This is a genomic window from Paenibacillus sp. FSL H7-0350 (assembly GCF_038593195.1).
In the GTDB taxonomy this organism is placed as follows: Bacteria; Bacillota; Bacilli; order Paenibacillales; family Paenibacillaceae; genus Paenibacillus_AQ.
Genome location: NZ_CP151972.1, coordinates 3,223,596 through 3,236,537, shown reverse-complemented (window position 1 = coordinate 3,236,537; position 12,942 = coordinate 3,223,596). Strand labels below are relative to the sequence as shown.

General features: G+C 51.2%; 14 protein-coding genes. 9 read left to right on the top strand and 5 right to left on the bottom strand.

The features are described from left to right. Positions 1-17: 17 nt before the first annotated feature. The 5 genes from NYE24_RS14715 to NYE24_RS14695 form a co-directional block, all read right to left on the bottom strand. The gene (locus tag NYE24_RS14715; protein WP_342478994.1) at positions 18-2,522 is read right to left on the bottom strand and encodes an FtsX-like permease family protein; all 2,505 of its coding nucleotides are present in this window, start codon (positions 2,520-2,522) and stop codon (positions 18-20) included. Positions 2,523-2,524: 2 nt separating this feature from the next. Continuing rightward, positions 2,525-3,217, bottom strand: coding sequence for an ABC transporter ATP-binding protein (locus tag NYE24_RS14710; protein ID WP_342478993.1), 693 nt, complete (start codon positions 3,215-3,217; stop codon positions 2,525-2,527). 96 nt (positions 3,218-3,313) lie between these two features. Beyond that, positions 3,314-4,348, bottom strand: coding sequence for a HAMP domain-containing sensor histidine kinase (locus tag NYE24_RS14705; protein ID WP_342478992.1), 1,035 nt, complete (start codon positions 4,346-4,348; stop codon positions 3,314-3,316). Next, positions 4,345-5,031, bottom strand: coding sequence for a response regulator transcription factor (locus NYE24_RS14700; protein WP_342478991.1), 687 nt, complete (start codon positions 5,029-5,031; stop codon positions 4,345-4,347). The genes NYE24_RS14705 and NYE24_RS14700 overlap by 4 nt, the downstream gene beginning before the upstream one ends. A gap of 144 nt (positions 5,032-5,175) precedes the next feature. Continuing rightward, entirely contained in the window at positions 5,176-5,274 is a 99-nt protein-coding gene (locus NYE24_RS14695; RefSeq protein ID WP_342478990.1) for an S-layer homology domain-containing protein, read from the bottom strand. Positions 5,275-5,463: 189 nt separating this feature from the next. On the opposite strand from NYE24_RS14695, the gene NYE24_RS14690 reads away from it, so the two are divergent. The 9 genes from NYE24_RS14690 (at position 5,464) to zwf (ending at position 12,934) form a co-directional block, all read left to right on the top strand. Beyond that, the gene (locus NYE24_RS14690) at positions 5,464-5,766 is read left to right on the top strand and encodes a hypothetical protein (protein WP_036731138.1); all 303 of its coding nucleotides are present in this window, start codon (positions 5,464-5,466) and stop codon (positions 5,764-5,766) included. A 47-nt stretch (positions 5,767-5,813) separates the two neighbouring features. Continuing rightward, positions 5,814-6,491: a PspA/IM30 family protein gene (locus tag NYE24_RS14685; protein WP_036700286.1), complete on the top strand. Its 678-nt coding sequence runs from the start codon at positions 5,814-5,816 to the stop codon at positions 6,489-6,491. Between the two features lie 4 nt (positions 6,492-6,495). Continuing rightward, on the top strand, positions 6,496-6,969 hold the full coding sequence (locus NYE24_RS14680) for a PspC domain-containing protein (protein WP_342478989.1): 474 nt from the start codon (positions 6,496-6,498) through the stop codon (positions 6,967-6,969). 3 nt (positions 6,970-6,972) lie between these two features. Further along, positions 6,973-7,680: a PspA/IM30 family protein gene (locus tag NYE24_RS14675; protein WP_036700284.1), complete on the top strand. Its 708-nt coding sequence runs from the start codon at positions 6,973-6,975 to the stop codon at positions 7,678-7,680. A gap of 143 nt (positions 7,681-7,823) precedes the next feature. Further along, entirely contained in the window at positions 7,824-8,471 is a 648-nt protein-coding gene (liaF, locus tag NYE24_RS14670) for a cell wall-active antibiotics response protein LiaF (RefSeq protein ID WP_036700282.1), read from the top strand. A 39-nt stretch (positions 8,472-8,510) separates the two neighbouring features. Then, positions 8,511-9,545, top strand: a complete 1,035-nt coding sequence (locus NYE24_RS14665; RefSeq protein WP_036700280.1) for a sensor histidine kinase — start codon at positions 8,511-8,513, stop codon at positions 9,543-9,545. A 15-nt stretch (positions 9,546-9,560) separates the two neighbouring features. Beyond that, positions 9,561-10,220 carry a response regulator transcription factor gene (locus NYE24_RS14660; RefSeq protein ID WP_036700278.1) on the top strand — a complete coding sequence of 220 codons (660 nt, stop codon included), beginning with the start codon at positions 9,561-9,563 and terminating at the stop codon, positions 10,218-10,220. 147 nt (positions 10,221-10,367) lie between these two features. Then, entirely contained in the window at positions 10,368-11,174 is an 807-nt protein-coding gene (locus NYE24_RS14655) for a hypothetical protein (RefSeq protein WP_342478988.1), read from the top strand. A 209-nt stretch (positions 11,175-11,383) separates the two neighbouring features. Then, positions 11,384-12,934, top strand: a complete 1,551-nt coding sequence (gene zwf / locus NYE24_RS14650; RefSeq protein WP_036700276.1) for a glucose-6-phosphate dehydrogenase — start codon at positions 11,384-11,386, stop codon at positions 12,932-12,934. Positions 12,935-12,942 lie beyond the last annotated feature (8 nt).

The following is a 12,942-nucleotide window of genomic DNA, read 5'->3' as shown; positions in this document are numbered from 1 at the left end:
GCTGTTTCAGCATGCCTTTATACCATTTCACGGAGCCTTTCGACGATCGGGCTGCGGGCGAGCGGCTTATAGGCGCTTAAGGTGATGAGATAAGAGAGGACTGCCAGGATCGGGATGATCAGAATAAACGGCAGCCACATCATCCGGAATTCCATGTATGCCATCCCTGCGGCAATACCTCTGGCGGTGCAGTAAGTCAGCAGCACACCTATAGTAGAGGTAAGCAGCGCAGTGAGAAGCACGGTGTACATGCCCTCGTAGACGAGCATACGTTTGAGCTGCTGTTTGGTCATTCCAATGCTCTCTAGAACGGCAAATTCATGCCTGCGTGCGATCACTCCGGTCAGGACAGAATTAATGTAATTAAGCAGGCCGATAAGTGCAATTACGAGACTAAGTCCATACCCTATAATCTGAAAAATACGGATATTATCGCTTAACTCCTTCCTGTAATCTTCTCTTGATTTCAGCTGCAGAGCATCCAGCGGGCGGATAGCCTCCCTGATCTGTTGCCCCGTTTCATCAAGTCTGCCGGGGGCTGCATTCAGGGTAAGCGAGAGGATGTCTGCCGGAGTCCCGCTCTCCAAAGTGGCTTGCCGGAGTTCGGCTGCAGGCAAAAAGGCATTGTAGCCGTTACCGAAATACATTTGACTGGTTGCTGCATAGAAAGCATGATATTTCAGCACGGCCATCACTTCGTATCTCCGCTTCAATCCGGAATAGCTGATAGTATCCCCGGGATGATAGTAGCTTGTATAAGCACCTGGCCCTGTAAGAGTCTCCGCCACCAGTATGTAATCTCCGGAATCGAATTGTTCCCTGTTAAAGTGACCTTCAAGTATATCCTGATCTGCGAGATCGTACCAGCCGGAATCAAGCCCGTAGAGTTGGGTATGAACTTTGGCGGGAAGGGCAGAAGGAGTGGCTGAAGACTCGGCTGAAGCACGGACGGAATCATCCGGAGGATAAGAGAAGAGGGTATAATATACTTTATCGATATTTTCCACACCGTCCAGATGCTCCAGCTTCGCACACAGTTCCTCGGACAGCTCGGTTTCATTGACTGAGCGTTCCCCCTCCTGCTGGATAATTCCCTTGTTTTGAATCATATAATCTCCATGAATATATGCACTGAGATATTTATTGATATCCATGGAGGAGATCACGGTAAATATTGTATTAAATAGCAGAATGCTTAAGAAGAGCGAGGATAACATCAGGCTCAGCTTCTTCTTGCTCCGGAACAGGTTGGAGAACGACATCCGGTATAGTCTGGCTCCATGTTTGGATGGCTTGAAGGTTCTTTTTCCGCTATTCTGAACGCCTGAGAATTTAACGGCTTCCACCGGAGCGATGTCCGCTGCCAGCCGTCCCGGCTTATGCGCTGCGATCCACACGGTCAGGAAGGAGAAGAGGGCTGCCCCTGCAAATATCCATGGACTGGATGATAAAGAATTTCCTTTAAACTCCCCGGACAGCGAAGTGGTCAGAGGTGTAACCCATCTGCCGGTCATATAGCCGGAGCCAAGGCCGAACGGCAGGGCAATGAGGTACAGCAGCCTGGCTTGAATAGCGATGATTCTCCGCAGTTGTCTCGGGGTGGTGCCAATCATTTTCAGCAGGCCGTAGAACTTCACATCCCGGACCACTGAAATATAGAAAATATTGTAAATAAGCAAGTAGCCGCTAAGCATAATGATAAAGATAACTGCGGCATATGGAAGGATAGCCTCAACATTGTCCGCCAAAGATACGCTGGAGTAGGCCCAATTGATCCCGATGGGAGCCGTAATCCTCGTATCAGCCAGAATCCTGTTCAGTTTTTTCTCAATATGAAATGAATTGTTGAACATGACACTCAGTTCTGAGGTGTTTACGTAGGATCCGCTTTCCTTCGATTGTACGGGATCAATATCTGAGAGGTTTTTATCGGTAAAGGCCTTGGACACAAAAGCCAACCCTGCCATCGCCAATTGCTTGTCCGCTTCATAATAGCCCGATAAGGTGAATTTCCGGTTAATGATCCGTTCTCCGGTATCGATCTGCAACGTGATTTCCTTCCCTAGTTCCGGCTGCACCCCTAGCTTGCCCAGAACCCAGGTATTTAGGGCAACCTCATTCTCTCCGGCAGGCAATCCCCCTTCAACGAATTCTATGAAGCCGTGATCAGCGTAATTCTGGTCAACCTGCAGCACCTCAACCCGGTCCTGGTCGAATGCTTTATTATGCAATATGCCGGAATGAAGGGAGAGGGCGGATTGTTTAATGGAAGGGTGCTTCAGCAGCGTCTCCACTTGTTCCGGGCTAAGATATTTAAACCCTCCGTGAAAGTCACTTCCGACTGTCTTCATCTGTGCATTTTGCATGGATTGATTAATGCTCAGAGCCATGGTGAAAATGGAGGTGATGAGCAGTGTAGTCAGTATAATGGCGCAGATGGCAGCCAGATTCCGCAGCCGGTTGGCTCTCAGGCTTGCCATCGCCAGATTTAATATGGTCCTCCGGTTGTTCGTCGCGATCATAATCATCTCTCCCCGGGGGCCTGCGTCGATCCCGAGGCAAGCCTGCCGTCCTCAATGCGGATGATCCGGTCCGCCATCTGTGCAATGCTCTCGTTGTGTGTGATCATCACAATGGTCTGGTCGAATTTGACACTGAGCTGTTTCAGCAGGATAAGTACCTCCTGGCTGGTCCTGCTGTCAAGATTGCCGGTGGGCTCATCGGCCAGAATAATGGAAGGTTTGGTAGCAAGTGCTCTTGCGATGGCTACACGCTGCTGCTGGCCTCCGGAGAGCGCAGAAGGCAGGTTACCAACTTTCTCCTGAAGCCCCAGACTTGAGATAATCAGGTTCAGATACTCCCGGTCGATCTGGCCTCCGTCAAGCTCAATGGGCAGGACAATATTTGCCAGCACACTCAGGATCGGCACCAGGTTATAACTCTGGAAGACAAATCCTACAGAACGGCGTCTGAAGATGGTCAGCTTCTCATCACTCATCTGAAAAATATCATGCCCGTTGACATAAACCTTGCCCTCTGTAGCCCGGTCCAGACCGCCAAGCATGTGAAGCAGGGTACTTTTTCCGCTACCGCTCGTGCCGACGATTGCCACGAACTCCCCTTTTTCTACATTTATAGACACGTCATCCAGGGCTTTGACCGTATGCTCACCTTTTCCATAATATTTCTTGAGATTCTCTATTCGTAGAATAGACATGTTATATTCCTCCTGTGCGTATGTTCGTATCCACATCTACAAGGTATCAGACAAAACTAACAGGAGAGTGTCTGAAATCTGACGGAATGGACATATTCAGAATAGCGGCAGGAAGATCGAGAACACAGTGCCTTGCCCGGGCACAGAAGCAGCTTTCATATGTCCGCCTTGAGCGGTGATGATCTCCCGGGCCAAGAAGAGCCCAATTCCCACACCTTCTGCATCGCGCACATTCTTTCCCCGGTAGAACCTCCTGAAGATTTGGGGCAGCTCTTCCTGGGAGATTCCACGGCCGGTATCTGCGATATCCAGGCGTATAAACATCTCATTCGCTTCCGCAGTGATATGGATGCTATCCCCTCGTTCTGAATATTTCACAGCATTATCCAGCAGATTGGATAACACTTCGGTTGTCCATTTGATGTCATAGCATGCTGAGATGTGAGGTTCACAGTTTATACTGATAGTGATGCGGCTGTTCTCTGCCTGGATGAGGATCTGGGAGACTGCTTCAGAAACCGCATGGATCACAGGACAAGGCTCCATTCGCAGAGAGATCATGCCTGTCTCCAGCCTGGACAGTTTGATCAGGGATTGGATCAGCCAGTCGAGTTTTTCCGACTGTTTTTTAACTTGTACAGCAAGCTGAAGCGCATGTTCATCATTCACCAGACTTTCCTCAAGCAGCTGGCTGTAGATCATAATATTGGATAAGGGCGTTTTGGTCTGGTGGGAGATGTCGGAGATCAGTTCTTTAATTTTATTCTTTTCCGTTTCCAGATTCTGTCCGTTCACTCTTGCAATCTCTATGTACCGCATTAATTTATGTTCTATGGAGGAGAGAAGGGTTTCTTCATAATTATAGGTGGGCTCACGCCCGTGAGTAGCATTGTCTACCAATGTCTCTACCTTTCCCATGAAAGAAGTAACCATATTCCGGAGCGACCGGGACCAGACACCTCCAAGGATCAGCATGCAGATTATGAATAGAAGAGAGAGTCCAAGCAGCGATGAACCGGTGATCTCCAGCAATATAATACAAGTCACATATACCAGGACCAGAATGGTAAAAGCTGCAGCGAATGCCAGATTCACCAATTGGTTAAGCGGCAGCCGTTCTTGTCGCTTCATAGAACAGGGCCTTCTGTCCATGTATACCCTAAACCATATACAGTTTTGATATATTGAGGCGAAGAGGGTTCCTCTTCGATCTTAGCCCGCAATCTTTTGATGGCTACCGTTAACGCATTCTCATCCACGAATACCGCCTCCTGGCTCCACGTTCTGTCGATCAGCTGCTCACGGGTCAGAATGTTTCCCCTATTCGTTACCAGTATGCGCAGCAGTTTCTGTTCGGATTTGCTCAGCAGCAGCGGCCGGCCGTTCTTGAAGTACTCCATTTTGCCAAAATCCAATTCAAGCAGGCCTACAACGATCCTCTCATGGGTAAGAGCATCACTTCTTCTCAGGACGGCCATTACCCTGGCCCGCAGAATCATCAGACTGAACGGTTTGGTAATATAATCATCAGCCCCCAGAGCAAACCCGGTTACAATATCCGGTTCCATGTCGTTGGCCGTCAGGAATATAATCGGTACCTGCGAGGTTCCGCGGATTCTTTCGCAGTAATCCAGTCCGCTTCCGTCCGGAAGGTTCACATCCAGCAGAATGAGATCAATTTGGGTGGAGGAGATAATCTGATCAGCCATCGTCAGTGAATAGGCTTGTTCTATATGCAATTCATTATGGGCCAGTGACAGGGCTATCCCCTTGTTCAAGCTTTGATCATCTTCAACGATGAGTAGTGTCTTCATGGGCATGACTCCTTTAGTAATCAGGCATTCTCCCAATATTATGGCCAACCCTGGAATATCCTGCAAGTGGGGCGGGGCAGTCTTGATTTGTCGGACAATAAAAGGGCATCTCCATAGTAGAAATTCACCTTGAACTTCTTGTCCTCAAAGCTCGGCAAACCCCAGTGTAGCGATCTTCATTACATATTTGTACATCCATGAGCTGTTGCTTACATCGCTGAAGCCTTTTTTTCTCTTCAGCATGCTGAACTTCTCCGCATCTGCAGGAAGCAGCAATAGAATATATTTCAGGATGTATAGCCGCTTCCAGTCCTGCAACCATCCCCGACTAAGGTCCAGTACATAAAACCGTCCACAGTCTGTTTTGAAAGATGCGGGATTGCCCTAGAATAAGGGTATAAGAAAGAGAGCAGCGAAAGGCGGTGATAACAAATGCAAAGAAACAAAGGTAACGGACTTGCGATTGCGCTGATTGTAATCGGAGCGGTAATGCTGCTTGGCATTCTGCCTCACTTGATTTCAGGAATCTTCGGTATCCTGTTCCCGGCAGTGCTGGTTGTGCTCGGATACTACGGAATTAAGAGCGGCCGCAAGATTATCGGCTGGGTGGTGCTGTTCATCGGTGTCATGTCTCTGATCTCCAAGCTTTCCTGGATTATCGGTCCGCTGCTGGGTATTGCCCTGGTAGTGTGGGGCATCTCGGTACTCAGAGGCAAACAAAGCAGAACATACTAATACACACAGTCCATACTTATTAAGAAGCAGGGAGGGAGCAGGAAATCATGAGTGTTTTTCGCAGAATGAGGGACATCACCGTAGCCAACTTGAATGAACGCCTGGAGCAGAGCCAAGATCCGGTGAAGCTGATTGATCAATTTCTACATTCAACCCGTGAAGAGATCGGGGAGGCCGAACGTCTGTACCAGCAGTACGCTTCTCATACGAAGCAATTACAGCAGCAGGTGAATCAGGCTACCGCAATGAGGAACAAACGTGAAGAGCAGGCGCTCCTCGCACTCAAGGCAGGCGAAGATCATCTGGCCAAGCTGGCATTGCAGGAGAAGATTATCCACGAGGAAAAGCTGGAGCAATACAGCGGGCTGCTGGAGACGAGCCAGCAATCACTTTTCGAACTGGAATCCCAGCTGAACGAGCTCAAAATGGAGTATCAGACAGTATACAGCAAACGCCAGTTCTATGCAGCACGGATGGAGTCGCTGCGGCTGCAGCAGCGCATGAATCAAAGAGCCGGCGCTTATGGCGGCGGAGATGTTCCCAAAATGTTCGGCCGTCTGGAAGACAAGATGACCGACTGGGAGCTTGAAGCCAAAAGCCTAAGCGACTTGCGCCGGATGGGACAGGAATATGCGGTGCAGGCTGGAGAGACCGTGGCCACCGTACTCGAAAGAGAAATGGCCCGTCTAAAGGAGAAGCTGAACAATGATGGCAGAAAGGAGTAGTAGTATGACCCGATTGTATCGTTCAAGAAGAGACAAAGTAATGACAGGGCTGGCAGGCGGATTGTCCGAGACTCTCGGCATTGACTCTACCCTGTTCCGGATTCTGCTGGTGATCAGTATTCCATTTAGCGGTGGAGCTACGATTCTCGTATATTTTATCGCGGCAATGGTGATTGCCAAGGAGCCTCACCAGTACAATCCCTTTGGACCCGGTGCGCCGGGTGGCCCGTACGGCGGACCTTACTCCGGCGGACCTGAATATGGCCGTGGACCACAGGCTCCGCACCAAGGACCTCAGGGATATGGCCCTTATGGCGGACAGCCGGGCTACAATCCCGGTTATGACAAGGCAGGCGCTCACGCAGCTCCCGATTCTGGCCTGGATGCCATGATGAAGGATATCGAGAAGAAGGCACTGCAAAAAGAAGTGGAAGAGCTCAAACAAAAACTTGCTAAATACGAGAAGGGAGAAGTGTAAATTATGGGAGTATTCAAACGGATTAAAGATATGACGAAGGCGTCGGTAAATGATATGTTGGATAAGGTAGAGGACCCGATTGTGATGCTTAATCAGTATCTGCGCGATATGGAGGCTGAGATTCATGAGGCTGAAGTAACGGTAGCGAAGCAGATGGCTAATGAACGCCGTATGAAACAGCGTGTGGACGAAGCTGCTAAGGTAGCCGGACAACGCGGGGCACAGGCTGAGCTTGCGCTGAAGAACGGGCAGGAGGAAGTTACCCGTAAGCTGCTGGAAGAGAAAATCTACTTTGACCAGAAGTTTACCGAGTACGGCGAGCTTCACGCACAGGCTGAAGTACAGGCCAAGGAACTGGTGCAGCAGCTGCATGATATGAAGGATGAGTTCTACAAAATGCGCAACAAACGCAATGAACTGGTATCCCGCGCTCAGATGGCTAAGGCCAAGAAGCAAATGTCCCAGATCAGTAGCGTACATTCCATTGAAAGCGGAAGTGCGTCCCTTGGCTTCCACCGCATGGAAGAAAAGATCATGCAGCTCGAAGCGGAAGCAGATGTCATGCGTGCTCCGTATAGCCCTTCGGCAACCGCATATGCTAAGCCGGTAGATCCTGAGAAGGAACTGAAAGTAGAGGAGCAGCTTGCCGCACTCAAGAACAAGCTGAACTCAACTCCAGCAGCCCCTCCTTTGAATAAAAAAGAACAATAATCCCTGTTCCTAAAGAACAGCCGGATATGATATGCTGATCAAGGTAAAGCCATACGGTATGGATTCTCCATACCGGTATGGCTTTTGTAGCGGATGCAGTAGGATGAAGATGTAGCTTTGCAACACTTTAAGGAGGTGCGGAAATGGATAAACGGAACCGGTTGATTGCCATCGGATTAATTGGTGTAGGCTGCTTGATGATATTTGGCAAATGGATCGGCTTCTTCTCCATTGTCGCACTCCTGTTCCTGCTGCTGGGAATCTACCGGACGACGTCGGGCAGGGTCAAGCAAGGCTATAAGCTAATGGGAGTCGGGGCGGTACTGCTGCTGCTGGATCATTTGTTGCTGGTGCTTGGCATTTGCTTGGTTTCGCTGGGGATGTTCTTTGTCAAATCGAAAAGAATGCAGCGCAAGGCAGGGTTTGTGCAGAAACAAAGCTTTTCTTCCCGGTTCGACTGGGATCTCTCACCTTGGGTGATGCGCAGCCTGAGCGCCTGGCATGTGCTGGGTGAGGTGGATGTGGATCTTTCCCTGGCCATGGCGGAAGAGCAGGAGACGATTATGCTGTATCAGGGGATTTTTGGTGATGTGGATATTCTGCTGTCTGAGGATTACGGTGTAGAGATCGAGGCATTCGTGCTGTTCGGCTCCATTGAGTCCGGCAGTAACCGTGATACGGGGATGCTGAACCGGCTGAACTGGAAGTCACCCAACTATGACAGCTGCGAGCATAAAGTGAAATTTAACATTTCTTATCTGATGGGGGATCTGGACGTACGCTTCCCTTAAGAGTATGTTAGGGTCAAGAGAGAAGGGAGAGCTCCCGGCATGGACAAAAAAAGCAGTAACATGGTAACGCGCAGTATGGGTGAGGGAGCTCTGTTCTCTTTGTTCATGCTGCTCGTTATTACATATATTATGTATACATATGGTTTATTACGGCCATTCGAGGATTGGCGGATTGGCGTAAGGACAGGAATGACGCTAATTCTACTGCCGATGGCTTTTGGCATCGGTTACGGCTTCTATCAGGGCTTCCGCAGCAAGCGCAAGCTGGAATTACTGCGGGCCACCCTGGTCGCCTGGGAGAAAGGCAATCTCACCCCGGCCATGCCGGACCTCGGCAATGATGAGCTGGGGCGGCTCGGGGAACAGCTCGGGCGGATCAGCGGCAAGTGGGAGAATCAGGTGAATACGCTACAGCGGCTCTCCACCAATAACGCGAAGCTTGCCGAGCAGGCCCGGGTCACGGCAATCATCGAGGAGCGGCAGCGGCTGGCACGGGAACTGCATGATGCGGTATCACAGCAGCTGTTCGCCATCTCAATGACGGCAACGGCCGTAGGCCGGACGCTGGAGAAGGACTTTGACAAGGCACAGCGTCAAATCGCGCTGATCGAGGAGATGTCGGCCGTAGCCCAGTCTGAGATGAGGGCACTGCTGCTGCATCTGAGACCGGTGTACCTGGAAGGCAAGGGGCTGGAGGAAGGTCTGCAGGAGCTGATTAAGGAACTGAAGATCAAGGTGCCGATTGATATTCTGTTCGAGATGGATCAGGGTGTAGAGCTCTTGAAGGGCGTCGAGAATCACTTGTTCCGTATTGTGCAGGAGGCTATCTCCAATACGCTCCGCCATGCCAAAGCGGAGAAGATGGAGATCCGCTTGCACCGCCGGGGGGACACGGTCCGGCTGACGCTGCGCGATGACGGAATCGGCTTCGAGATGGATGACAGCAAGCAGACCTCCTACGGTCTGTCGAATATGCAGGAGCGGATTACAGAGATCGGGGGCTCGATACAGTTCATCACCGCTCCCGGCAAAGGCTTGCGGATCGATATTACCGTACCGGTAGTCAATGAATAGGGGGCAGGTGTAACGATGGAGATAGAAGAAGATGATGCAATCAAGGTCCTGCTTGTAGACGATCATGAGATGGTCCGGATCGGACTTGCTGCGGTGCTCGGTACCGAGGATGGCATTGAGGTCGTCGGGGAAGCAGGAAGCGGCGAGGAGGGCATCCGTCTGGCCCAGGAGTATACGCCGGATGTAGTGCTGATGGATCTGGTGATGGACGGCATGGACGGAATCGAGACGACCAGACAACTGCTGAAGCTGTACCCGGATTGTAAGGTTATTGTGTTGACCAGTTATTTGGATGATGAGAAGATGTATCCGGTGATTGAAGCAGGAGCCTTCAGTTACCTGCTGAAGACCTCACGGGCCAGCGAAGTCGCAGATGCGATCCGTGCAGCCGCAAGAGGCCAGTCGGTGCTGGAGTCGCAGGTGGCTTCCAAGATGATGAACCGGTTCCGTTCCAATGCACGAGGAGAGGCACCTGCCTACAAAGAGCTTACAGAACGCGAGATGGAAGTGCTAAAGCTGCTAGCTCAAGGCAAGTCCAACCAGGACATTGCCGATCAATTAATTATTGGAATCAAGACGGTGAAATTCCATGTCACGAATGTTCTTGCCAAGCTGGGGGTTGAAGACCGGACCCAGGCGGCTATTTATGCATATAAGAATGGACTGGCGGAGTAGGTTCGGTCTATGGAGGCCATGGAGCACTTTCAAGCGAGTCTGCCCGGATGATCTTGGAAGTGTTTTTTGCATGCGTTCGTATATCTTTCTCTGAAATTGGATAACCTGTCTAGTAGATTACTAGATCGGTTGAGAGGGAGATGCGAAGTGGGGAATAAAGGGCGGAGTAAGGGAATACTGGTATTGGTGTTGGCGGGAATGTGCACACTGATGCTGCTGCTGAGCGGGTTCCGTAGCGCGGAAACCGCAGGAAGAAGCGGCGTGCAGAGTACTGTTGCTTCTGCCGCTGCCGGAGAGCTTCAGGAATCCCTTGCTCTGCTGACCACACTGGGCGGACAGGCCTCCTCTCCAGGGGCGCCGCTCCGGCTCGTATTGAAATGGCAGGGGGAATACAGCGGAGAAGAGGCTGCTGAGGCTGCCGTACAGAGCCTTGCCGCCCGGCTTGGGCTCGGTGAAATGAGCAGCACAGATAATGAAGGACACCGGGCTTGGCGCTCTGCCGTGCAGCTCAGTGGAGGTATACAGGTCTCCCTGTTCTGGAGTGAGCTTGGCGGCGGACGGAGCTATTGTATTGTTACGCTGGAGACGGCCGATCTTCTGGGCTCACCGGAACTGCCGGACGCAGCGGCGGACACCGGAGAGGCGATGCTCCAGGCGGGAATTGCTGCGGATTGGAATGCATCGCTGCAGGCACCTGCGAAGGAGCAGGGCGGAACGCAGGCAGCACTCCTTGCTACGGAGAAGTTACTGGCCGCAGAGCTTCCCGGGATTCAGGCAGAGGAAAGCTACGCCGACGTCTCTACATTCAGTCATTCTTACAGTGTGCCGGGTCTTCAGCGCATTGTTAGTAGCGGTAACCACAGCCTGGCCTTCCAGCTGGCAGTTCACAAGAACGTCAACGCGGACGAGAACCGGATAACCCTTGGAATGCCATTAATTACAATCGAATATTGAGGTTAAATAACGTAATATAAGCGTAATTCGGTGAAGGCATAAGAAAGAGTAATGGAAAAGTGCGAAATCCCGAGAGAAACTGTCAGGAATGTGATGGCATCCTCCGAGCAATTATGATAAAATGACATCACGCCTATAGTCGTATGTTGTTTCATACCAGGCGATGAGAATGAATGTCAACTATATTACATACAGAGAGATGAGGAGCCATGGCTGAAAATCAAACCCTTGATGCACTGCATACACCCGGTGCTGTATTCTTTATCTTCGGGGCAACCGGAGATCTGGCCCGGCGTAAGCTTTTCCCGGCGATTTACAGTTTGTACCGTGAAGGCAAGCTGACCCAAGATTTTGCGGTCATTGGCGTGGCTCGGCGTCCCCGCACCCAGGATGAATTCCGGGAAGATGTGAAGGAATCCATCCGCGAGTTCTGCCGGTATCAGGCAGGAGATGCTGCGGAATGGAACGAGTTCGTACAGCATTTTGAATACAAGTCACTCGACATCAATAATATTGACGGCTTCCGTGAGCTGAACGAACAGACGGAGCGGCTGGAAGAGAAGTTCCATATTCCGGGCAACCGTATGTTCTATCTGGCACTTGCACCTGAACTGTTCGGCAGCGTATCCTTCAACCTCAAGGCAGGCGGGATGCTGCAGGCCAGAGGCTGGAACCGTCTGGTCATCGAGAAGCCATTCGGCTACAATCTCGAATCCGCTGAGGAACTGAACGAACAGATCCGTCAAGTCTTCAAGGAAGAGGAGATTTACCGGATTGACCATTACCTGGGTAAGGAAATGGTTCAGAATATTGAAGTAATCCGGTTCGCTAATGCCTTCTTCGAGCCGTTGTGGAACAACAAGCATATCGCCAACATTCAGATTACACTCGGCGAGACGGTGGGCGTGGAAGAACGCGGCGGGTATTACGATCATGCGGGGGCACTGCGCGATATGGGCCAGAACCATATTTTGCAGCTGCTGACGATGATTGCTATGGAACCGCCTAGCCGTCTGCTGGCTGAAGATATCCGTGATGAGAAGGTGAAGGTCCTACGTTCGCTGCGTCCTTATGCTACCCCTGATGAGGTCCGCGAGAACGTTGTTCGCGGCCAATACACTCAAGGTCTCTACAAGGGCAAGACGCTTCCGGCTTACCGCCAGGAAGACAAAGTGGACCCGGAATCGAATACAGAGACGTATTTCGCAGCCCGTGTGTTCGTGGATAACTTCCGCTGGGCTGGAGTTCCTTTCTATATCCGCACCGGCAAACGCCTGCCTGTGAAGACCACGGAAGTGGTTGTAGAATTCAAAGGAATGCCGACCAACGTCTACTTGGGCCAGAAGCACAAGCTTGAGCCGAACTTGCTCGTCATCCGCGTCAATCCGATGGAAGGCATCTATGTGAAGATCAATGCGAAGAAGCCGGGCTCGGAATCCGAGATTCAGCCGCTGGCTATGGATTTCTGCCAGAGCTGCATGATCGGCATTAACTCGCCGGAGGCTTATGAGCGTCTGCTGCATGATGCTGCACGCGGCGATTCCACCTACTTCACCCGCTGGGATGAAGTATCCTCGGCCTGGTCCTTCGTGGACCGGATTGCCAAGGCATGGAAGGAAGAGAGCAACGACTTGGCTTCCTATCCTGCCGGCTCCTGGGGTCCGGTTGAAGCCGACCAGCTGCTTGCCGGAGAAGGCTTCCACTGGTGGCCGGTCAACGGCCAGGATGAAGACAATGTGGTCTGGCAGGTTAACCGCTAGTTCCTGAA

Excerpts from the sequence above, each read along its gene's own strand:
- NYE24_RS14715 (WP_342478994.1), bottom strand. The coding sequence starts at position 2,522 with ATGATCGCGACGAACAACCGGAGGACCATATTAAATCTGGCGATGGCA.
- NYE24_RS14710 (WP_342478993.1), bottom strand. The coding sequence starts at position 3,217 with ATGTCTATTCTACGAATAGAGAATCTCAAGAAATATTATGGAAAAGGT.
- NYE24_RS14705 (WP_342478992.1), bottom strand. The coding sequence starts at position 4,348 with ATGAAGCGACAAGAACGGCTGCCGCTTAACCAATTGGTGAATCTGGCA.
- NYE24_RS14700 (WP_342478991.1), bottom strand. The coding sequence starts at position 5,031 with ATGAAGACACTACTCATCGTTGAAGATGATCAAAGCTTGAACAAGGGG.
- NYE24_RS14695 (WP_342478990.1), bottom strand. The coding sequence starts at position 5,274 with ATGCTGAAGAGAAAAAAAGGCTTCAGCGATGTAAGCAACAGCTCATGG.
- NYE24_RS14690 (WP_036731138.1), top strand. The coding sequence starts at position 5,464 with ATGCAAAGAAACAAAGGTAACGGACTTGCGATTGCGCTGATTGTAATC.
- NYE24_RS14685 (WP_036700286.1), top strand. The coding sequence starts at position 5,814 with ATGAGTGTTTTTCGCAGAATGAGGGACATCACCGTAGCCAACTTGAAT.
- NYE24_RS14680 (WP_342478989.1), top strand. The coding sequence starts at position 6,496 with ATGACCCGATTGTATCGTTCAAGAAGAGACAAAGTAATGACAGGGCTG.
- NYE24_RS14675 (WP_036700284.1), top strand. The coding sequence starts at position 6,973 with ATGGGAGTATTCAAACGGATTAAAGATATGACGAAGGCGTCGGTAAAT.
- liaF (WP_036700282.1), top strand. The coding sequence starts at position 7,824 with ATGGATAAACGGAACCGGTTGATTGCCATCGGATTAATTGGTGTAGGC.
- NYE24_RS14665 (WP_036700280.1), top strand. The coding sequence starts at position 8,511 with ATGGACAAAAAAAGCAGTAACATGGTAACGCGCAGTATGGGTGAGGGA.
- NYE24_RS14660 (WP_036700278.1), top strand. The coding sequence starts at position 9,561 with ATGGAGATAGAAGAAGATGATGCAATCAAGGTCCTGCTTGTAGACGAT.
- zwf (WP_036700276.1), top strand. The coding sequence starts at position 11,384 with ATGGCTGAAAATCAAACCCTTGATGCACTGCATACACCCGGTGCTGTA.